This window comes from Streptococcus troglodytae (genome assembly GCF_002355215.1).
Classification (GTDB): Bacteria; Bacillota; Bacilli; order Lactobacillales; family Streptococcaceae; genus Streptococcus; species Streptococcus troglodytae.
The window spans coordinates 987,405-1,008,766 of record NZ_AP014612.1; the positions used below are offsets into that span (position 1 = coordinate 987,405).

18 protein-coding genes and 7 pseudogenes are annotated in these 21,362 nt (G+C 35.2%); 16 read left to right on the forward strand and 9 right to left on the reverse strand.

Annotated elements, in window-relative coordinates:
- Position 1: 1 nt before the first annotated feature.
- Both SRT_RS05020 and SRT_RS05025 read right to left on the reverse strand, forming a co-directional pair.
- Positions 2 to 981 (reverse strand): annotated as a pseudogene (locus tag SRT_RS05020) (ribose-phosphate diphosphokinase).
- A gap of 101 nt (positions 982 to 1,082) precedes the next feature.
- Positions 1,083 to 1,649: a CYTH domain-containing protein gene (locus tag SRT_RS05025; protein ID WP_128833274.1), complete on the reverse strand. Its 567-nt coding sequence runs from the start codon at positions 1,647 to 1,649 to the stop codon at positions 1,083 to 1,085.
- Between the two features lie 331 nt (positions 1,650 to 1,980).
- Between SRT_RS05025 and yjbM the strand changes: the two genes are divergently transcribed.
- The 4 genes from yjbM to pta are packed head-to-tail and all read left to right on the forward strand — an operon-like array spanning position 1,981 to position 5,353.
- Complete coding sequence (gene yjbM, locus SRT_RS05035; RefSeq protein ID WP_128833275.1) at positions 1,981 to 2,646, forward strand: GTP diphosphokinase; 666 nt, start codon at positions 1,981 to 1,983, stop codon at positions 2,644 to 2,646.
- Positions 2,621 to 3,454 (forward strand): NAD kinase, encoded by an 834-nt coding sequence (locus SRT_RS05040; protein ID WP_128833276.1) that lies wholly within the window; start codon positions 2,621 to 2,623, stop codon positions 3,452 to 3,454. Before yjbM ends, SRT_RS05040 begins: the two co-directional genes overlap by 26 nt.
- Positions 3,451 to 4,341 (forward strand): RluA family pseudouridine synthase, encoded by an 891-nt coding sequence (locus SRT_RS05045; RefSeq protein ID WP_128833277.1) that lies wholly within the window; start codon positions 3,451 to 3,453, stop codon positions 4,339 to 4,341. Before SRT_RS05040 ends, SRT_RS05045 begins: the two co-directional genes overlap by 4 nt.
- 16 nt (positions 4,342 to 4,357) lie before the next feature.
- Complete coding sequence (pta, locus tag SRT_RS05050; protein WP_128833278.1) at positions 4,358 to 5,353, forward strand: phosphate acetyltransferase; 996 nt, start codon at positions 4,358 to 4,360, stop codon at positions 5,351 to 5,353.
- Between the two features lie 100 nt (positions 5,354 to 5,453).
- Here pta and SRT_RS05055 read toward each other — a convergent pair whose 3' ends face one another.
- Positions 5,454 to 7,061 (reverse strand): permease-like membrane multi-spanning protein, encoded by a 1,608-nt coding sequence (locus tag SRT_RS05055; protein WP_128833279.1) that lies wholly within the window; start codon positions 7,059 to 7,061, stop codon positions 5,454 to 5,456.
- On the reverse strand, positions 7,058 to 7,804 hold the full coding sequence (locus SRT_RS05060) for an ABC transporter ATP-binding protein (protein ID WP_128833280.1): 747 nt from the start codon (positions 7,802 to 7,804) through the stop codon (positions 7,058 to 7,060). Before SRT_RS05060 ends, SRT_RS05055 begins: the two co-directional genes overlap by 4 nt.
- 161 nt (positions 7,805 to 7,965) lie before the next feature.
- Between SRT_RS05060 and SRT_RS05065 the strand changes: the two genes are divergently transcribed.
- Both SRT_RS05065 and SRT_RS05070 read left to right on the forward strand, forming a co-directional pair.
- On the forward strand, positions 7,966 to 8,721 hold the full coding sequence (locus SRT_RS05065; RefSeq protein ID WP_128833281.1) for an SDR family oxidoreductase: 756 nt from the start codon (positions 7,966 to 7,968) through the stop codon (positions 8,719 to 8,721).
- Positions 8,722 to 8,738: 17 nt separating this feature from the next.
- Positions 8,739 to 9,578 carry a glycosyltransferase family 8 protein gene (locus SRT_RS05070; protein ID WP_128833282.1) on the forward strand — a complete coding sequence of 280 codons (840 nt, stop codon included), beginning with the start codon at positions 8,739 to 8,741 and terminating at the stop codon, positions 9,576 to 9,578.
- A gap of 158 nt (positions 9,579 to 9,736) precedes the next feature.
- Here the strand turns inward: SRT_RS05070 and dhaQ are convergent.
- Both dhaQ and dhaS read right to left on the reverse strand, forming a co-directional pair.
- A pseudogene (gene dhaQ, locus SRT_RS05075) lies at positions 9,737 to 10,719 on the reverse strand (DhaKLM operon coactivator DhaQ).
- A 10-nt stretch (positions 10,720 to 10,729) separates the two neighbouring features.
- Positions 10,730 to 11,269, reverse strand: coding sequence for a dihydroxyacetone kinase transcriptional activator DhaS (dhaS, locus tag SRT_RS05080; protein ID WP_128833283.1), 540 nt, complete (start codon positions 11,267 to 11,269; stop codon positions 10,730 to 10,732).
- A 219-nt stretch (positions 11,270 to 11,488) separates the two neighbouring features.
- Between dhaS and dhaK the strand changes: the two are divergent.
- The 6 genes and pseudogenes from dhaK to SRT_RS05110 all read left to right on the forward strand — a co-directional run bounded on the left by dhaK (position 11,489) and on the right by SRT_RS05110 (position 15,521).
- A pseudogene (dhaK, locus tag SRT_RS05085) lies at positions 11,489 to 12,417 on the forward strand (dihydroxyacetone kinase subunit DhaK).
- A gap of 12 nt (positions 12,418 to 12,429) precedes the next feature.
- Positions 12,430 to 13,007, forward strand: a pseudogene (dhaL, locus tag SRT_RS05090) (dihydroxyacetone kinase subunit DhaL).
- Entirely contained in the window at positions 13,007 to 13,381 is a 375-nt protein-coding gene (dhaM, locus tag SRT_RS05095; protein WP_128833284.1) for a dihydroxyacetone kinase phosphoryl donor subunit DhaM, read from the forward strand. Before dhaL ends, dhaM begins: the two are co-directional and overlap by 1 nt.
- A gap of 57 nt (positions 13,382 to 13,438) precedes the next feature.
- Positions 13,439 to 13,590, forward strand: a pseudogene (locus SRT_RS11375) (IS982 family transposase); the annotation flags it as partial.
- 364 nt (positions 13,591 to 13,954) lie between these two features.
- On the forward strand, positions 13,955 to 14,644 hold the full coding sequence (locus tag SRT_RS05105; RefSeq protein ID WP_128833285.1) for a response regulator transcription factor: 690 nt from the start codon (positions 13,955 to 13,957) through the stop codon (positions 14,642 to 14,644).
- Positions 14,644 to 15,521: pseudogene (locus SRT_RS05110) on the forward strand (sensor histidine kinase). Before SRT_RS05105 ends, SRT_RS05110 begins: the two are co-directional and overlap by 1 nt.
- A gap of 44 nt (positions 15,522 to 15,565) precedes the next feature.
- Here the strand turns inward: SRT_RS05110 and SRT_RS05115 are convergent.
- The gene (locus SRT_RS05115) at positions 15,566 to 16,309 is read right to left on the reverse strand and encodes an ABC transporter permease (protein ID WP_128833286.1); all 744 of its coding nucleotides are present in this window, start codon (positions 16,307 to 16,309) and stop codon (positions 15,566 to 15,568) included.
- A gap of 20 nt (positions 16,310 to 16,329) precedes the next feature.
- Complete coding sequence (locus tag SRT_RS05120) at positions 16,330 to 17,238, reverse strand: ABC transporter ATP-binding protein (protein ID WP_161940028.1); 909 nt, start codon at positions 17,236 to 17,238, stop codon at positions 16,330 to 16,332.
- A 238-nt stretch (positions 17,239 to 17,476) separates the two neighbouring features.
- Here SRT_RS05120 and xerS point away from each other — a divergent pair, with 238 nt between their 5' ends.
- The 4 genes and pseudogenes from xerS to SRT_RS11330 all read left to right on the forward strand — a co-directional run.
- Entirely contained in the window at positions 17,477 to 18,547 is a 1,071-nt protein-coding gene (gene xerS / locus SRT_RS05125; protein ID WP_128833287.1) for a tyrosine recombinase XerS, read from the forward strand.
- Between the two features lie 494 nt (positions 18,548 to 19,041).
- Positions 19,042 to 19,323, forward strand: coding sequence for a Blp family class II bacteriocin (locus tag SRT_RS05130; protein ID WP_002281440.1), 282 nt, complete (start codon positions 19,042 to 19,044; stop codon positions 19,321 to 19,323).
- A 28-nt stretch (positions 19,324 to 19,351) separates the two neighbouring features.
- Positions 19,352 to 19,519, forward strand: coding sequence for a hypothetical protein (locus SRT_RS10415; RefSeq protein ID WP_167373728.1), 168 nt, complete (start codon positions 19,352 to 19,354; stop codon positions 19,517 to 19,519).
- A 298-nt stretch (positions 19,520 to 19,817) separates the two neighbouring features.
- A pseudogene (locus SRT_RS11330) lies at positions 19,818 to 19,898 on the forward strand (IS3 family transposase); the annotation flags it as partial.
- Between the two features lie 68 nt (positions 19,899 to 19,966).
- Here the strand turns inward: SRT_RS11330 and SRT_RS05140 are convergent.
- Positions 19,967 to 21,358: an oxaloacetate decarboxylase subunit alpha gene (locus tag SRT_RS05140; RefSeq protein WP_128833288.1), complete on the reverse strand. Its 1,392-nt coding sequence runs from the start codon at positions 21,356 to 21,358 to the stop codon at positions 19,967 to 19,969.
- Positions 21,359 to 21,362 lie beyond the last annotated feature (4 nt).

The window sequence follows — 21,362 nt, forward strand, 5'->3', positions numbered from 1 at the left end:
CTTAAGCTTCATCTCCTTTACGATTATAAGCAAACAATGGACTCACTGGCCGTCTTTCATGAATGCGAATGATGGCCTCTCCAATTAACTTGCTAGCAGATAAATAATGTAAATTGCTAGGTAATTCTTGTTCCGTGTAAACAGAATCTGTAATCAAGATATCTTTAATAGGAGCTGCTTGCAAAATTTCAGTGGCACCGCTGGCAAACAATCCATGACTAGCAACAGCATAAATTTCAGTGGCGCCCCCGCGTTCAACAATTTTGGCGGACTCTGCAAACGTTTTTCCTGTATTAAGGATATCATCAATTAAAATAGCTTTTTTTCCTGTTACCTCACCGATGATATAACCTTCTTCACGTGAAGAATCATCATCCTGAGCATAGTCAATAATAGCAATAGGCGCATCAAGGTATTGTGCTAGACTGCGAGCACGTTTAATACCAGAATTTTTAGGGCTGACCACTACAATATCTTCGCCATACAAGCCAAGATTGGTATAGTGATCAGCAAATAGTGGTGTAGTAAATAAATTATCAACAGGAATATCAAAGAAACCTTGCACCTGTACAGCATGTAAATCTAAGGTTAGAACACGGTCAACGCCTGCTTTAACCAGCATATCGGCAACTAATTTTGCTGTAATAGGTTCACGGGCAGCAGCGATGCGGTCTTGACGCGAATAGCCAAAATAAGGAATGACAACATTAACACTGTTAGCACTTGCACGTTTGCAAGCATCAACCATAATCAAAAGTTCCCAAAGGTGATTATTTACCGGATAACTGGTTGATTGAATGACATAGATATCGTTACCACGAACACTTTCTTCAATGTTAATCATAATTTCACCGTCAGAGAATTGACGAGAAGACAATTTTCCTAATGGTACACCAACGACTTTTGCAATTTTTTCAGCAATGGCTGTATTAGAAGTCAAAGAAAAAGTTTTAAGTGTTTGTCAGGATAAGCATTAGACATGTTTTAATAGGCTCCTTTTGTATTCTGAAATCATTTTATCAAAAATTCCTCTTTTTTTCATCTCTTTAATAAAATAAGAAAACAAAACTTTGTTCTTGGATTTATTCAGCTAAAGTAGCAGAAAAACGTGCCACCTTACTTCGAGCATATTTAAATTTAATATGGTTCGCCTTTAAAAAAGCTTCAAAATCAGCTTTACCTTTTTGAGCATCAGTAACCTCTAATTCAAGTTCATAATCTTGCCGTCCTGCGTAGCAATTATAGTCAAGAGCCATAAGTCCGATTTTGGTATTAATTTCACGGCGTGTCGTTATCAGATTTCCCAAGACTGTTAAGTTGCTTAAGTCAATTCCTGCTCGGATGAGGAATTGTCTTATTTCAATATTGGGTAATTGTTTGCTTTCTATAATCTCTTGAGCCTCTGTCAGACTTAACTGATGATTATATTCTAAATTTCCAACCTTTTTTGGAACCTTTAAAGTTAATTCTGCACTATGAGTAAAAGTTCTGATGCGTAGAGACATTTTATGGGCCTTTAACTCAAAATTAACTGTATCAAAGTAATAGTTAGTTTGTACAATTGGTTCAACCTGCTGCAGATAGTCTTTGATACGATTAAATTCTTCTTTAGTCAAAAGTGTTTTGTATTCGATTTCAATATGGTTCATCTTTTTTCCTTTGTTAAGCTTATTTATTATGATATAATGAAGTATTAGATTGACGAAAAAGTCCTTTTGCAGCCGTCTGCAGCCTGTATTCATTTAAAATCTGATCTAAGATCTCAAATCTTTCAAATAGCAGAAACATCAATGCCTCTGCTATTTTTATCACAGCGAAAACCTCGTTTGGAGCTCGCTTTGCTCGCAAATAAGAAAAATCGGAATCGAAATTTGCAGAGCTAAAAAAATTTTACGTTGAAAAATAGGGCTGTTTACATTCTAATTAGTTTAATTCTATACAAAAGTCTTATTTTTGACAAGAAAGGAGGGCTGAAAAGTTATGAATTGGGAAGAATTTCTGGACCCTTATATTCAGGCAGTAGGTGAATTAAAAATTAAGTTCAGAGGAATTCGCAAGCAATTTCGTAAACAAAAACGCCACTCACCAATTGAGTTTGTGACAGGACGTGTTAAACCGATTGAAAGTATCAAAGAAAAAATGGTTTTACGAGGCATTAAAAAGGAAAACCTCGCTCAAGATATGCAGGATATTGCGGGTTTAAGAATTATGGTTCAGTTTGTTGATGATGTCAACGATGTCTTGGAACTCTTACATCAGCGAAAAGACATGAAAGTGATACAAGAACGTGACTACATTAATAATTTGAAGCCCAGCGGTTATCGTTCCTATCATGTTATTATTGAATATCCTGTTGATACGATTAGTGGACAAAGAATTATTATGGCTGAAATCCAAATCCGAACTCTGGCTATGAATTTTTGGGCAACAATTGAGCATTCTCTCAATTACAAGTATCATGGTGAATTTCCTGATGATATTAAAAAGCGCTTAGAATTAACCTCAAAAATAGCCTTTCAATTAGATGAAGAAATGCGGCAAATTCGTGATGATATCAAGGAAGCACAATTATTATTTGATGCTGAGACTAGAAAGCTAAACGATGGTGTAGGAAATAGTGATGACACAGATGAACTTTACCGATAAAATTAAAATTGCTATTATAGCAAATGGAAAATTTCAAAGTAAACGTCTAACAGCAAAACTTTTTGCAATATTAAGAAATGATGATGACTTTTATCTAACCAAAAAAAATCCTGATATTGTCATTACGATTGGTGGCGATGGTATGCTCTTATCTGCCTTTCATATGTATGAAAAGTGCTTGGATCATGTTAGATTTGTTGGTATTCATACAGGACACTTAGGTTTTTATACTGATTATCGTGATTTTGAAGTCGATAAGTTATTAGAGAATTTACATTCTGATAAAGGCGAAAGAGTATCTTATCCTATCTTAAAAGTGACTGTTACGCTAGCTGATGGTCGTCAGTTAACATCCAGAGCTCTTAACGAAGCTACTATCAGAAGAATTGAGAAAACCATGGTAGCAGATGTTGTTATCAATAAGGTTCATTTTGAGCGTTTTCGAGGAGACGGCATTTCTGTTTCAACTCCAACTGGAAGCACCGCTTATAACAAATCATTAGGAGGGGCTGTTTTGCACCCGACCATTGAAGCTTTACAGTTAACAGAAATTTCAAGTCTTAATAATCGTGTCTTTAGAACATTAGGAAGCTCTATTATTGTCCCTAAAAAAGATAAAATTGAAATCGTCCCTAAACGCTTAGGGTCTTATGTTCTATCAATTGATAATAAAACTTATACGCATCGAAACGTTGCTAAAATTGAATATGAAATTGATCGTAAAAAAATTAGCTTTGTATCAACACCAAGCCATACGAGTTTTTGGGAACGTGTCAAGGATGCTTTTATCGGAGATTTCGATTCATGAGGTTTGAATTCATTGCTGATCGAAAAGTAAAAGTTAAGACTTTCTTAAAAAGCCATGATATTTCTAAGACTTTGTTAGCTAAAATCAAATTTAAAGGCGGTCAAATATTAGTAAATGAACAAGAAGCAAATGCTATTTATCTTCTTGATATAGGTGATCGGGTAACTATAACAATTCCCGATGAAGAAGCACTCGAAACTTTACAGCCCATTGAGCATGATTTGAATATTGTTTATGAAGATGAACATTTTTTAATTTTGGATAAACCTGCTGGTTATGCTAGTATTCCCAGCATCCTACATACCAATACCATAGCCAATTTTGTCAAACATTATTACCTCAAAAAGAATTATCCCAATAAGCAAATCCATATTGTAACAAGGCTTGATAAGGATACTAGTGGTCTGATGCTTTTAGCCAAGCATGGTTATGCTCATGCCAGGCTGGATAAGCAGCTGCAAAAGAAGACCATTAAAAAAAGATATTATGCGCTTGTTTCTGGACAAGGGCAACTGCCTGATCAAGGAGAAATCATTGCTCCTATTGCAAGACCGGAAGATAGTATCATTACACGCTGTGTTCATCCTTCTGGTAAATATGCACATACAAGTTATAAAGTGTTAGATCGTTACGGTGATATCGCCTTGGTTGATATTCAACTTCATACCGGCCGAACTCATCAAATTCGCGTACATTTTGCTCATATTGGTTTTCCCCTTTTAGGAGATGATTTATATGGAGGAGAAATGGGATATGGTTTAAAAAGACAAGCCCTTCACTGCCATTTTTTGTCTTTTGTGGATCCTTTTTCAAAAGAACATAAGCAATACAATAGTTCCTTGACAGAAGACCTTGATAGCGTTATCATAGATTTACAAAAACATTAGATAGGGGTATTTACAAATGGGTATTCGTTCTTTATTTGGTAGCTTGAGGGAAAAAATTGTTAGCAAAAATGTGAGAATCGTTTTTCCTGAAGGAAATGATGAACGTGTTGTTCGGGCAGCTGCTCGGCTTAAATTTGAAGGTTTGATTGAACCAATTATTTTGGGAGATGCAACTGAAGTTCGCAATTTGTTGACAAAACTCGGTTTTGCTGATCAGAACTACACGATCATTAATCCCGAAGACTATACAGATTTTGAGCATATGAAACAAGAATTTGTAGAAATTCGCAAGGGTAAAGCAACCATTGAAGATGCTGAGCAGCTATTGAAAGACGTCAATTATTTTGGTGTAATGTTAGTAAAACTCGGTTTAGCGGATGGTATGGTTTCTGGTGCTATTCATTCAACGGCAGATACTGTCCGCCCTGCACTTCAAATTATCAAAACGAAACCAGGAATTTCGCGAACATCAGGTGTCTTCTTAATGAATCGTGAAACCACTGACCAACGTTTGATTTTTGCAGATTGCGCTATTAATATTGATCCAGATGAACAAGAATTGGCTGAAATTGCTATCAATACAGCAGATACAGCAAAAATTTTTGATATTGATCCTAAAATCGCTATGCTGAGTTTTTCTACTAAAGGCAGTGCGAAGGCTCCTCAAGTTGAAAAAGTTCAAGAAGCAACCCGCATTGCCAAAGAAATTCGTCCTGAAATCGCCTTAGATGGAGAGCTTCAATTTGATGCTGCTTTTGTACCAAAAACAGCTAAAATTAAAGCACCGCAAAGTGATGTAGCAGGACAAGCCAATGTCTTTATTTTCCCAGATCTCCAATCAGGAAATATTGGTTACAAAATCGCTCAACGTCTGGGAATGTTTGATGCTATCGGACCAATCTTGCAAGGTTTAAATATGCCAGTAAACGATCTCTCACGTGGATCAAGTGCTGAAGATATTTATAAACTTGCTATTATCACAGCTGCGCAAACTCTTGATAATACTAAATAAACTAAAAAGACAAACTCCAAAAGCAACGGAATTTGTCTTAGACTAGAGACTAGAATAAAAATCTAAGTCTCTTTTTTACATATGAGATATTCAAATCTGATTAAATCAGCTTTTTCCAAAATCTTTGTTGGATAAAGCGATGTAATCCTCCAAAGAGAAGCAGCACCAGAACAACCAAAGTAATTCCAACTCCTAAAACTGAAGTTTTAAGAGAAACAATAATGGCTAATACTAATAGGAAGCTACCAATCAGTAAATTTCCAAAAATTACTGCCATAAGAAACCACTGGCCTGAACCTCTTGAAAATAATTGCGCCACATTTTGCCAATGAAGCGTTAAAAGACGATAATCACGCCAATACATTAGTTCCCCCAAGATAAAAGTTGAAAGAACCATTCCAATGATAAAACTGATTAATAGAATAATTGGAATGTTTAACAAAAACAGGCCTATTATCAAATAAATAAAGACTAAGAAACCAGCTTGTACTGCTAAAAGATAATAGAATTTCTGTTTCAAAAATGTTTTAAAAGAAATTGGTAAAGTTTTTAAAAAGGTATAATTTTCTTTTTCTAGAGAGATTCCGACCCCCATAAAACTAGTAGGAGTTGCAATAAAACTTCCCAAAATAATGCCAATAATAAAGGCGATTCCGAAAAAGTCAGATGAGATATTTTGAAAAAGAGATTTTCCTGATGAAAGAATCGGTCCTATAAATGCAATGATAAAAATCAAAGGCATCAGATAACTTTGGATAAGAAGCGTTGCATCTTTGAGAGTATCTAAATGATGCTTACGAAGAGTTTGTGCTAAACTAGTATCTTTTCTTCTTAATTTAACCTTTTTCTTATTAGATTGCCCTTCTTGAATGGCTAAAAATTGCTCAAAATAATGAGAAATAATCGTACGTTGAATAAAAACTAACAAAATGATAGTTACGACGATTCCTAGCCAAAAATTTAAAAGACTTGCTGTTGAAAAGGGATTAATGACGATATCATGAAAGCCTCTAAAATAAGGTAGACTCATCATTTTAACCCGACCACTCTCATTTACTGATTGATTCGTAAACTGAACATAAAACAGTACACCGATAGCCAAAGCTATTGAAAAGAACATTAGAATTGTTGAGATCAGCTTTTTGTGTGCACTCTTGACCAAAACTTGTCCAATCAAATAGATGAGAATAATGCTGATAGAATTGATAGCAAGTAATAGCAGCAAGAAATTAATAATAGTCGCTATAATAGCCAATAAAATAGAATGCGTCATCTGCCAGTAAGCAATTCCAAAAAGCGAAATAATAGGCATGAGAAAGGGGAGACTTCCGCCTTGAGAAGAAATCAATTTAGCTAAATAAACTTCTTTTTCTTTAACTGGTAAAGGAAGGTAGAGTTTAATATCATTACTATCATAAAATACAGCAAAGAGTGTTGTGAAACCTGAAATGATAGCAATAGTACTAAAGAGGGCGACTTGGAAAGAAAAATAACCACTTGATTTGGAATAATCAACTACCAAAAACATGGTAGAGTAAATAAATAAAAAGAGTATAAGTAAGAAGAGTTGCTGTCTTAAAACTGTTTTATAGGCTGCAAGCTGTTTATCAGGGTTTTTCTCTCGTTTTTTTTGAACAGTCGTTAAAGCTTGAGGATTGGAATAGAGAATATTGATTTTTATCAATTCCCAAATGGATCTATAGTTCATTCCTCATCACCTACCTTTGATTCTTCCTTTCGTCCAGCTAATTCAAGATAGATACTTTCTAAATCTTGATTCGGATGATTGGCTTTTAATTCTTCTAAAGTACCAACAAAGATAAGTTTACCATGTCTAAGAATACCAATACGATCGCACAATTGTTCAGCAACTGATAAAACATGAGTTGAAAAGAGGACCGTATTGCCATCTTGAGCATGCTTTTTCATCATTTCTTTCAAATCATAAGAGGCTTGCGGGTCAAGTCCTGTCAATGGTTCATCTAAAATCCAAATATCTGGGTTTGGAATGAGAGCACCAATAACAATAACTTTTTGTCGCATTCCATGTGAAAAGCTCTCAATGGTTTCAAATTGTCTATCGGAAATATCAAAAAGGTTAGCTAATTTAGTCATTCGCTTCTGGGCAATTTCTTCTTCAACGCCATAAATCTTTGCTAGAAAATGCCAATATTCATAGGCTGTTAGATTTAGAAAAATATCGGGAGAATCAGGTACATAAGCGATTCGTTTTTTTATCGCATCACGATGTTCTGTTAATTTGAAATCGTCTATAAAGATATCGCCATAACTCGCTTCAATAATCGATGTCAATAAACTGATAGTCGTCGTTTTCCCAGCACCGTTATGACCAATCAGTCCAAAAATTTCACCGTTTTCTATAGTTAGATTAAGGTCACTAAGCGCCTCAGTTGTTCCATAAATTTTGGAAATATGCTCAAATCTAATCATAAAAACTCCTCCTTTATATAAAATTATTATACTACTAAAATCATACAATTAAAAGTCTCTTTAAAGAAAAAATTGTGACAAAGTTTTGACATGATAGGAGTATTTCTGGGAAAAAAGAAATAATGTGTTATGATTAATTTAAAAAGCGAAGGAGAAGCAAAATGGCAGAAATAGTATTGATTACAGGTGTTTCCGCAGGTTTTGGCAAGGCTATGGCTGAAACCTTTATTCATTCTGGTTACCGTGTTATTGGAGCAGCCAGACGCTTAGAAAAGCTTGAAAATCTGAAAGCATCTTTGGGAGATAATTTTTATCCTTTACAATTAGATATGACTGATACAGCCTCTATTAACAAGGCTTTAGCGAATTTACCTAAAGAATGGTCAGAAATTGAACTTCTTGTTAATAATGCGGGACTTGCATTAGGCCTAGATAAAGCTTACGAAGCCAATTTTAAAGATTGGGAAACTATGATTGCTACTAATATCATTGGTTTAACTTACTTAACTCGTCAAATTTTACCTGATATGGTCGCAAGAAAATCAGGGCATATTATCAATATCGGCTCAACTGCAGGTACTTATCCTTATCCGGGTGGTAACGTTTATGGTGCCAGCAAGGCTTTTGTTAAGCAATTTAGTTTAAACCTACGAGCGGATTTGGCTGGTACTAAAGTGCGTGTGACCAACATTGAACCCGGACTTTGCGGTGGCACAGAATTCTCAACTATTCGTTTCAAAGGAGATAAGAAGCGCGCTGAACAACTTTATGAAGGTGCTCACAGTATTCAACCTCAGGATATTGCCAATGCCGTTCTTTGGGCTTATCAACAGCCTAAGCATGTCAATATCAATCGTATTGAAATCATGCCGACTTCACAAAGTTTTGGTCCTCAACCAGTTGAAAGGGACTATTAGAAAGTTTAAGAATTTTTATGACAGAATCATCTATTAATCTTTTATTTTCAATTGATAATCGCTTTGTTGAACAGTTCAAAGTCACCTTATACTCTTTGTATCAAAATACTTCCAATAAAAACTTAAAGATTTACATGTTACAAAAGGAGTTATTAGCCGATCATAAAGCAATTGAGCGTTTCTGTTGTCAATTAGGACTATCTTATGAACCGATTGTTATTGGGGAAGAAAATTTTAAGAATGCTCCAGTTAGCGATCGTTACCCTGCAACCATCTATTATCGTCTCTTGGCTCAAGAGTATCTGCCTAAACACCTGAATAAAATTTTGTACTTAGATGCTGATATTCTCTGCCTAAATGATATCGTTCCTCTTTATCAAACAGATATGACAGATTATATATATGCGGCTGCTAGTCATGTATCAGATAAAAGTATTACTGATATTGTCAACAAACTACGCTTGAATAATTTTGAAGCAGAAGGTTACTTCAATTCTGGTGTTCTTTTGATGAATTTGGAGCAATGTCGGCAGAAGATTAAGCCACAAGATATTATGAATTATATTTCTAGAAAGGGAAATACTTTATTGTTACCAGATCAAGATGTTCTCAATGCATTGTATGGTACGAAAACGCATCTTATCCCTGATGAAATTTATAATTATGATGCTCGATACAATATGATTTATTTTACACGTAGTTTTGGAGAGTGGGATCTTGATTGGGTCATTGAAAATACAGTTTTCTTACATTTCTGCGGTAAAGACAAACCATGGAAAAAGGATTATAAAGGCCGTTATGCAGCTTTGTATAAGCATTATCAGCATAAAGTCGCCATGTTAGAGAAAGAAAAATGAGAGTGGAAATAGCAAGTGACTTTATCTAAAAAATAACTTTGCTTCACTCTCTTTTTTATCTGCTTATATTAATTTTAAGAGTTTTTATTTTAAAGACTTTGTTTTTGTATAGTCACAATAGGAACAGTCTTTTTGGTTGCTTTTATTGCACCTTTTTATTACCAAGCAAATGCATCAGTTGGACTCTCTAAATAATCGACCCATTTTTCATCCTTAACTTTACAAAGGGTAATGGATAAACCAGACATGTCTAGACTGGTAATAAGATGACCTGTTTTTATAAACTTAAGGTGTAATCCTTCTAATTCCAATAATTGTAAAACATCGTTAGTAAAGACAAGTTCTTCCAATTTTGAAGTGCCACCCAAATTGTTAATTAGAAGGATGTAGTCATCTCCATCCTTCCATTTTAAACGCATCCGAAGCTTGTTAACAAGTTCATTAGCGAGGTGTTCAGAAGAAATAAATTTCGTTGTCCGATAACCGGGCTCACCATGAATACCAATACCAAAAGAGATTTCATCATTTTCCAAAGAAAAAGTTTTTTATCTTCGCCAGGAATAGTTGCAGGTTTTGTAGCTACACCAAGGGTTGCTATTGAAGTTGATAGAGATAGGGCCATTTGCTCTAATTCATCTAAATTGGCTCCTCTTTTGGCAGCCTCTCCTAAGATTTTATGCAGCAATAAAGTACCAGCAACTCCACGATGCCTCACTTGAAAATTTGATGTTTCTACAGAAATATCATCATGAGAAACAATATATTTTATGGTGATCCCCTCTTTACGAGCAGCCTTAAAAGCTTTTGCAAATTCTTTAATGTCAGCTTCAAAATTTTTAACGATAATAAAGACGCCATTACCTTTATGAACAAATCTTATAGCTTCCAAAATTTCTTCAGCATGTGGAGGGATAAAAATATCGCCACATATAGCGGCTGTTAGCATACCATTTCCCACATAGCCAAAGTGAGCAGGTTCATGACCGCTTCCACCACCTGAAATAATAGGAACAGTAGTATCTAATTGATTATTATAAATGATTGGTAGTTTTTTGAGTTGTGATAAATGAGGATAGATAGTTGTAATAGCTGATATACTTTGCTGAACACTAGCTGATTTACGATTAATAAGTTGAGCCATTTTAATTTCCTTAGTAATTTTCAATTGCGATTTTTATCATTTTAATATAATTTTGAGATAATTTCTTATAATCCTCGTAAGTTGATGTAAGTATTAATTTTGTAATGTCAATAAGCGCTGCACTATGGTAACTGATAAAAAAATTTCTTTCATATTGAGAGAAAAAAGGACTTATCCGATATTCACTGAGGAACTTTTCAACAGTTTGTCTGCAGTATTTATTAAAATAGGTATTAAAATCATTTTGATCAACAATTTGAAATAAGCGCTTATAAAATTTCCGATTGCTATAGAAAAAGCGAAATAATTCCTTTAGCAATTGGTAGCCAGAGATGTATTCTAGATTGTCTGTCACCTGTTCTTTTAATTCTGTATTGAAAATCCATTCCAGCAAATCATATTTATCCAAAAAGTAGTTATAGAATGTTTGCCTGCGAATCCCTGCATGTTCCATAATTAAACTGACTGAAATTTTTTCAAAATCAACAGTATTCATGAGGTATTTGAGAGATTTTGCTATGCGCTTTTTGGTGATTAATGAGCTTGTCATAAATAACTCCATCTCAAGAATATAACTCTAGTCTAACATTAAAATGAATTTATTAAAATAGAAAAAGGACAAAAGAGGATTTTTGTCCCTTATGGTTTATTTGGGAATGGTTTACAATAGGATTATAAAATAAGAAGTTGTCGGAGGTATTGGCAGATGAAAAAAATTATCAATGATCCTACTCAAGTAGTGACCGAAATGATTGATGGCTTTGCTTATATGCACAATGATCTAGTCAGCAGATTGGACGGCTATGATGTTATTATTCGCAAGGCGGAAAAAACAGGGAAAGTTGGTCTTGTTTCAGGTGGCGGAAGCGGTCATGAACCTGCTCACGCAGGGTTTGTTGGTCAAGGAATGCTCTCAGCTGCTGTTTGTGGTGCGGTATTTACTTCACCAACGCCAGATCACGTTTTTGAAGCTATCAAGGCAGCCGATGAAGGAGAGGGAGTTTTTCTTATCATAAAAATTATTCTGGAGACATTATGAATTTTGAAATGGCTCAAGATATGGCAGAAATGGAAGGGATTCAAGTAGCTAGCATCGTTGTAGATGATGATATTGCGGTGGAAGATAGCTTATATACACAAGGCCGTCGTGGTGTTGCTGGTACAATTCTAGTCCATAAAATTTTAGGAGATGCTGTCAGAAAAGGAAAATCGCTTAAAGAAATTAAAGCACTGGCAGATGAACTGGTAAAAAATATCCATACAGTTGGTTTGGCGCTCAGTGGTGCAACTGTTCCAGAAGTCGGTAAACCAGGATTTACTTTAGCTGATGATGAAATTGAATTTGGCATTGGCATTCATGGTGAACCGGGCTATCGTCGTGAAAAAATGCAAAACTCCAAAGATTTGGCCAAAGAATTGATTGAAAAGTTAGTTAGGTCTTTTACTATTCAATCTGATGATAATAATTTTGGTATCTTAATCAATGGTATGGGAGCAACTCCTCTTATGGAGCAATATATCTTTGCTAATGACGTTAAAGATCTGCTCCAGCAACAGGGCATCAAAGTTGTTTATAAAAAAGTTGGCAATTACATGACTTCAATCGACATGGCAGGTATTTCGCTTACTCTTATTAAACTTAAAAATAGTAACTGGCTCGAAGCCTTAAACAGTCCAGTCGAAACGCCCGCTTGGTAAGGAGAAACTTATATGGAAGTAGAAGTAGCAAAACGTTGGATGGCATTATTTAATGACAAAATCCAAGAAAATAAAGATTATCTCTCAGAGCTTGATACCCCAATCGGCGATGGAGATCATGGTGGCAATATGGCTCGCGGTATGACAGCAGTTATGGAGAATATTAATAGTAAAGATTTTGAATCAGCTGCTGATGTCTTCAAGGTTGTTTCCATGCAATTGATTAGTAAAGTCGGTGGTGCTTCAGGACCTCTATATGGTTCAGCTTTCATGGGAATTACTAAAGTTGAACTTGCCAACGGTTCGGTTTACGAGGCTCTAAAAGCTGGTTTAGATATGATTAAAAACGTGGTAAGGCTGAAATTAACGAAAAGACTATGGTAGATGTCTGGACTCCTGTACTTGAAGATATTCAATCTGGTCATTTAAGTGAAGAAAAAATAAAATCCTATGTTGAAAAAACAAAGGATATCAAGGCTACAAAAGGTCGTGCTTCCTATTTGGGAGAACGCTCTATTGGGCACATTGATCCAGGTTCTTATTCTTCTGGTTTATTATTTGAATCCTTATTAGAAGCAGGTGCGCTTTAATGTCAGAAATCGGCATCGTTATCGTATCACATTCAAAAAATATCGCACAAGGTGTCGTCGATTTAATCAAAGAAGTTGCTAGAGATGTTGCTATTACTTATGTTGGTGGCAACGAAGATGGTGATATCGGCACAAGCTTTGACCAAGTACAAAGAGTTATTGAAGACAATCCTAAGAAAACTCTTTTAGCTTTCTTTGATTTAGGTTCTGCTAAGATGAATCTAGAAATGGCTGCTGATTTCTCAGATAAAAATATCATCGTCAATACCGTTCCTATTGTCGAAGGAGCATACACAGCAGCCGCCCTTATGCAAGCAGGAACAGACTTGTCAACAATCAAAAAACAATTAAAAGAGTTAGCTATAAGAAAATGAAAAACGATTAAAATCTCATCTAAACCAACTAGACTTTGAGGAATTAGTGATTATCGAAGTTTTCCAATGCTTCTTTGTCAGCCCATAAGAAACTTTAGGGCAAGATTATTAAATGACGTTGCCAATATTGGTTACACTCTAAGCAAATGTGGATTTATGACTTCAAATTCCATATGGCTGTTACACTGAGTCCGGGGTATATTCTCAACTAAATACTTTAGCTGATTAGCTTACTTAAGTAAGATGTTAGACCACGATTTTAAAGAAGTCAGCTGAAGGAGCATAATAATTCCAATCTTTTAGCGATTAGACGCCCCATTGAAACACTTTTTTCTGTCTTGTGCGCTGAGTTTGATATTGAACATAAAAAGTCACTACGGAGAATTCAAGCTGAACTCAAAAGTGGCTATATTTATATATAACTTAGGTTTTTGATTAACTAGCACCACGGGTATTATTTATTTTGACCTCTAATTTTAAAAGAATCAGGACCGCTTTGTTGGTTATTTTGTACACAATCTATGGTATGTATGAGGGAGCTATGGATGAGTTGAATCTTATTAGGAGATATTGATGGCACGTATTTTACAAATTGAAGATAATAATGATATCCAGAAAATTTTACGAGACTTTTTTTCAGAAGAACACGAGGTGATTCAAGCATACTCAGGAACCGAGGGCTTGCGGTTATTTGAAGCGGAAAATATTGACTTAGTTCTTTTAGACATTATGCTGCCTGGAAAAAGCGGTGAAGAAGTCCTTCAAGAAATTCGCAAAGTTAGTTCTGTTCCCATTATCATGCTGACAGCTCTTAGTGATAAGCAGCTGATCAGTCAATATTTGCTTGCAGGTGCTAATGATTATATCGTCAAACCTTTTGATCTTGAAGAAGTTTATGCACGCGTGACAGTTCAACTACGTAGTGTAACAAAAAGCCACAATCCAGCAACTAAACAGACGGCTTTGTCAATTAAAAATATCACTGTCAATCCAGACACTTTTGAAATTTCTTATTTAGAAAAATCTGTACGATTAGGAAAGAAAGAATTTCAGATTTTACACGCCTTGCTTCAGTACCCTAAGAAAATATTTACCAAGGAAGACTTGTATGAATCGGTTTGGAAAGAGCCTTACTTACCCGGTGATAATACTTTAAATGCGCAGTTAAGCAATCTTCGCAGAAAACTCGCACAGGTTGATGATAGCACAGACTATATTGAAACAATCTGGGGATTAGGTGTTCGGCTAAAAGGAGAAGATTGATGATTGTGATCTTATTTTCTGGTTTAAGTTTGGCCTTTGTTCTAGCCATAATCTATCTTATACGATACCATTTGGCAGTAAAATCTCTGAGCCAACAGATTGAAGAAAAATAAATAATGCTAGTCAGAGACGCTTTATATTGAAAAATCAACCTCAGAGTCTCATTGAATTAACAAATAAGATCGAAAGCCTATTTGGGCAGATTGAAAAGACAAGTCTCATAGCTCTTCAGGAAAAGAAAACCTTAGACATGGCTATTAGTAATATTGCCCATGATATTCGAACACCCTTGACCATTGCTAGCGGTTATACTCAGCAAAGTCTGCGTAAGGAAACGATTGATGCAGCCGATTTGGAAAAAATCTCTGAAAATCTGACTGTAGTTTCTAAACGTCTTGAGGCTCTTTTGGAATATCGTCGCCTTACAGAAGGAACTATCCGACCGCAGATACAAAAGATTGCGCTGTCACATCTTGTTACCAAGAGTATCCTTTCCTATTACGATATGTTTCAACAGGTTGGTATAACGCTAGATTTGCAGATTGAGGAAAAGATTCCATTTGAGACAGATCCTGAAATTTTTGAACGTTTTTTTCAAAATATTATTAGCAATATTCTTAAACACGGCAAAGATCAGGCACAGTTAACCTTGAAGAAAACAGATCAAAAAATTATTCTGCAAGCCAAAAATATCGTCCAGCAACCCATCCAACATTTGGAACAGCTGACAACACGTTTTTATACAGAAAATATGTCAGATACGGAAGAATCTTCAGGCTTGGGACTTTATATCACACAGCATTTAGTGGAAATTTTAGGCGGAGAATTGGTTTTAACAACTGAAGGGAATTGGTTTATTTTAACTGTAATACTATAAAAGAATCATTGTGCATAAAACATAATTATGCACAATGATTCTTTTTATAAGTCTTGTTTTTTAAAAATAATTAAGCCAAATAATGCAAAGATGACGATAAATCCAAGAGCAACTAAAGCCGAATTTTGTGCAATAGTTGCATCACTTGCAAGGCCAAAGTTGAAGTTTAAACCAAAGTACTTAAATAGTTCTATTTTAGAAAAGATAACAGCAGGGAGACCCAAGATGGCAGTCCCAAGAATAAAGCTTACAAAGATAGCTACAATTGAGTGAGTCATATAAAGTGCAAAGGTAGCAATGCTAGCCCAGGCAATACTGCATAATAGCTGAATAAGGACTGTTATCGTAAAATGTGCAGCGAAATTATGAGGTGCTGTACCTAGACCGTGAACGATTGTTCCCAAGATGAAGGCTAGTGCATATGAGAGGATAAACTGACTAAATGAAATAGCAATAATGACAGAAGCTTTCGCAAAGAAATAACCGGTTCGCGACACACCGCAAGTAATACTATTTTTATATAATTTTTGATTTAGATCCACACCAACAACGATGGCAATAATAATTAAGATAAACAGCACTGTAGTAGAAATATTATTCGAGCAATTGATAAGGGCTTTAAAGCCAGTCCAAGTAGTTTTTACTTTTTGTGGAGGTTGGATACCAACGTGCCCTGTATCTCCCCAAAAAACACCAGAAATAATATTTAGTATTAAAAGAAATTCTGAAATCCAAAATCCTTTGGAGCGAAATAAACGATAGAAATCAGCTTGAATCGTGTGTAACATAATGAACCCTCCCTTCTTTATTATTCTACAATTTTTGTGAAGTAATCTTCTAAATCTTGGCGTTTGTAGTAGATTTCGTCAATATCAACAGCATTTGCAACCAGTTCTTTGGCAATGCCTTTGATGCTATGAGATTGTCCGAATACATGAATTTCATTGTCCGCGTTAGTGACCTTAATACGATAATTCATTTGATCCTGAAGAATTTGACTGGCTTTATTGATATGACTGGTCTTTAAAACGATATAATCTTCGCTTTGGGTATCAAAATCAGCCTTGCTAATTTCCTTGATAATATGACCATTCTCAATAATACCGAACCTAGTAGCTACTTGATAAAGCTCAGATAGGATATGACTGGAAATAATCACTGTCATGCCGTGTTCTCCGTTAAGTTTCTTAATCATGTGACGAAATTCTTTGATCGCCACAGGATCCAAGCCATTAATTGGTTCGTCTAAGATGAGAAAATCCGGTTTGACAATCAAGGCTATAGCTATACCCAGACGCTGTTTCATACCAAGTGAAAAACCACGGAATTTTTTCTTACCTGTATTGGTAAGGCCAACCAGTGCTAAACTTTCGTCAATTACTTTGTCAGCATTAGGAACATGTCGTGCCTTGCAGTAGTAGTGCAGATTTTGTCGAGCACTCAAATGATTAAGTGCAACAGGTGTCTCAATCACAGAACCAACACGCTTAAGAGCGTGTGTCCATTCGCTCTGGGTGCTAGAACCAAAGACTGAAATACTTCCCTGACTTGGCTGAATAAGTTTTGTAATGACTTTGATGAGAGTTGTCTTACCTGCGCCATTTTTACCAATTAGTCCATAGATCTCACCTTTTTGAATAGTAAGATTAACATTATCAAGCGCTAATTGTTGTCCATATCGTTTAGACAAGTGTTTGATTTCAAGTACCTTTTTCATAATTTGCCTCCTTTTTTAATTAACCAATAAAAATACTTAAAGATACTTAAACTGTATTTCTTTTTACACTTTAAATATAGAATTTGAAAATCAAATAAATATCAATCAATTCTCAAATATCTCTAAAATCACCTCAAACAAAAGGTTATGACATCTTTCCGAAAAACTGTAATTTTCTTGAAAATAGTGTGTAGGTGTGCTATACTTTTAATAATCACAATTATGGAGCTATATTTGAATGAGACGTGAACTCTTACTTGAAAAAATTGACGAACTTAAGGAACTTATGCCTTGGTATGTGCTAGAGTATTATCAATCTAAATTGACAGTTCCTTATAGTTTTACGACCTTATACGAATATTTAAAAGAATATCGGCGTTTCTTTGAATGGTTAATTGATTCTGGTGTCTCTAATGCGAATAAACTTGCCGATATTCCGCTGGAAACTTTGGAGCATCTTAGTAAAAAAGATATGGAATCCTTTATTCTTTATTTACGAGAACGAACTCTTTTAAACACTAAAAACAAACGTCAAGGTGTCTCTCAGACAACGATAAACCGCACACTTTCAGCCTTATCAAGTCTTTATAAATACTTGACTGAGGAAGTTGAAAATGCTGATGGTGAACCTTATTTTTATCGAAATGTCATGAAAAAGGTATCAACTAAAAAGAAAAAGGAAACGTTAGCCGCACGAGCCGAGAATATTAAACAAAAACTCTTTTTAGGCAATGAAACAATGGAATTTTTAGAATATGTAGATTGTGAATATGAACACAAACTTTCTAAACGCGCTCTTTCCTCTTTCCGAAAAAATAAAGAAAGAGATTTAGCCATTATTGCTTTGCTGCTAGCATCTGGAGTTCGTCTTTCAGAGGCTGTTAACCTTGATCTTAAGGATGTTAATCTCAATATGATGATTATTGAAGTTACCCGTAAGGGCGGCAAACACGATTCGGTTAATGTCGCTGGTTTCGCTAAACCTTACTTAGAAAACTATATTACTATCAGACAGGGGCGTTATAAGGCTGAAAAGACTGATCTAGCCTTCTTTTTATCCGAATATCGTGGTATTCCTAATCGCATGGATGCTTCTTCTATTGAAAAAATGGTTGCTAAATATTCGCAAGATTTCAAAATCCGCGTCACTCCTCATAAATTAAGGCATACACTTGCAACCAGGTTATATGATGCTACCAAATCACAAGTTTTGGTCAGTCATCAATTAGGACATGCTTCTACTCAAGTAACAGACCTTTATACTCACATCGTTAATGATGAACAAAAAAATGCCTTAGACAAATTGTAACATAACTATATTTATGTAAACAAATGTTTAAATGACTTGATTCCCCATACCTCATAGTTAGTATAACTATATAAAAAGGTTTGGGGAACTTTTGAGGCAGGAGATAGATAGAGCCAGAAAAGCTGGTATCATCAGTACCACATTGTTATGATCTTGCTTTTCAAAAAGTGTAAACTTACATTCTACTGAAATTCCCTATTTAAAAGAAATATTTTTCATGAAAACATATATATCTATATAAAAATGTTAAAAAAGCAGCTAGATACTACTTTATCCATCTTTAATATAAATAAGAATATCTTTACATTTAGATGTTAAAACATTCTAATTATTTTAACATTAAGATACCATTTTTTATTTTTAAATAAAAAATTCAGAAAATAAAAGATAAGTTTTCGAAAAGATGACGTTTTAAGAACAATCAACTCATTGCCTTGATTTTTATTAAAAAAGTATTATTATTAATTATAATTATAAAAAAGGAGATATTTTTAATGAACACTTTAGCTTTTGAACAATTTGAAACTTTGGATACTGAATCTCTGTCATCTGTTGAGGCCGGAGGTGTTATCTTAGGTGTTGCTGGTGCTATAGCTGGCGGAGTAGGGGGCTTCCTTACTGGAGCGGTAGCCGGAGCTGCAGTTGGATCTGTAACTGTGCCAGTTGTTGGTTCAATTCCGGGAGCTACTGCTGGAGCTATCGGTGGAGCTATAACCGGAGCTGCTACTCTTGGTATAGCCGGTGCCGCTGTTAATAACTGGGGACCTTGGGTCTAATTGCTACCAGAGAAAGGGGGAGGGATATATGCTATCACCTAAACTTGCTTGGTTTGTTCTTGCTAGCTACCCCATTTTATTACTCATTTCATTGTTATTACCAATTAAAAATATCAAAATTATTGTGTATACAATATTACTAGTAGAAAATCTTTTGGTCATTGCACTTTTCTTAAAAGGAAAGTATTTTGCATAATACAAAGGTGAAAATAGCTTTTTGTAAGAATAATAAGGATAAAAGAAAACAACCTGATTCCTAACTTCAAAAGGGATTAGGTTGTTTTTTATACTCATTGGTATTTTTCTTAAGAAAGTGAGATTTATAGCATATGAGAGCACTTCATTTAGCAGATATTACTGATTGCTTACAATTTTTAACGATCATTCATGAATTTTTAAGGCTTTTACAATAAATAGGTTATGAAATCTCAAAATTTACTGGAAAATATAGGCTTGAGATTTAAACGTTACAAATTCGTTCCGCAAATAGATCTAAAGCCATCACTAACTATATTTTTTACTACAATAATAAAGGACTCAGCCCTGTGCAATACAGGACTAAATCCCTTCAATAATTTCTTGTCCAACTTTTTGGGATCAGTACATTAATCTTCTAGAACTTTTTTATATGGATAAATTTTCTTTAATCAAAATCAATGGTAACAGAAACATTTTGTACAGGGACATCGTAGAAGGGATCTTCACGACGCCCCAAGAAATCTTTAGCTTGTTTTGGGAAAGAGGCATAACTTAAAACATCTTCTTCACTTCTTGCATATTCAGCAATTTCCTGTCTAAGTTTAGGTAATTGAGGTCCAATTAAGTCTGCAGGGCGTACTGTAATCACTTCTTCATCCCCAATGATTTTTACTTTAATATCATCAGCAATGGCTGCAGGTGGGCGTCCATAAAGTCCACGGACATAATCCTTAATTTCGTTAGGAACGACCTTATAACGTTCATCAGAGATAATGTTCATCAGAGATTGTGTCCCAACCATTTGCGATAAAGGTGTAACCAATGGCGGGTAACCCAAATCAGCTCTAACACGGGGAACTTCGGCCAACACTTCTTCATAGCGGTCATCTAAACCTTGTTCTGTCAATTGACTAAGCAAATTAGACAACATCCCCCCCGGAACTTGATAAATCAAAGTTTTAGGCTCTATATCCTTAGTCTTAGGATTTAAAAGACCTTCTTTACGATAGTGATCACGGACGGTATTGAAATGAACTGCTGCTGCCTCAACTTTCTTTAGATCAACACCTGTTTCAAAACCAAGTTCTTCTAAAGCGATAACCATTGATTCTGTCGCTGGTTGACTAGTTCCGCCTGCAAAAGAAGATACAGACGTATCAATAATATCAGCACCTGCTTCTGCAACCTTAAGATAGGTCATTTCAGAGATACCACTTGTCGCATGAGTATGTACTTCTAGTGGCAGCTCAACCGCTTCCTTGATACGCTTGACAAGGTCATAACCTGTTTGTGGTGTTAAAACACCAGCCATATCCTTAATACAAATGGAATCTGCTCCAATTTCAGCATACTCTTTAGATAAATGAACAAAATAATCAACTGTATGAACAGGACTCGTTGTATAAGAAATAGCTGCTTGAGCATGCCCACCAGCTTCCTTAGTAGCATTAACTGCTGTTTGTAGATTACGCGGATCATTTAAAGCATCAAAAATACGGACGATATCAATACCATTTTCAACCGATTTTTGAATGAAAGAGCAAATAACATCATCAGCATAATTGCGGTAGCCCAATAAATTTTGACCACGCAGCAACATCTGCAATTTTGTCTTTTTTACATGTTTACGAATAGTACGCAATCTTTCCCATGGATCCTCGTTTAAAAAACGAAGGCAGGAATCAAAGGTCGCTCCACCCCACATCTCTAAGGCGTGATATCCAGCTTCATCCAAAGTTTTAAGAACAGGCAGCATTTCTTTAGTTGTCATTCGTGTAGCAATTTGACTTTGCTGTCCGTCTCTTAAGACCGTCTCCATAATATGGATTCTTGTCATTTTT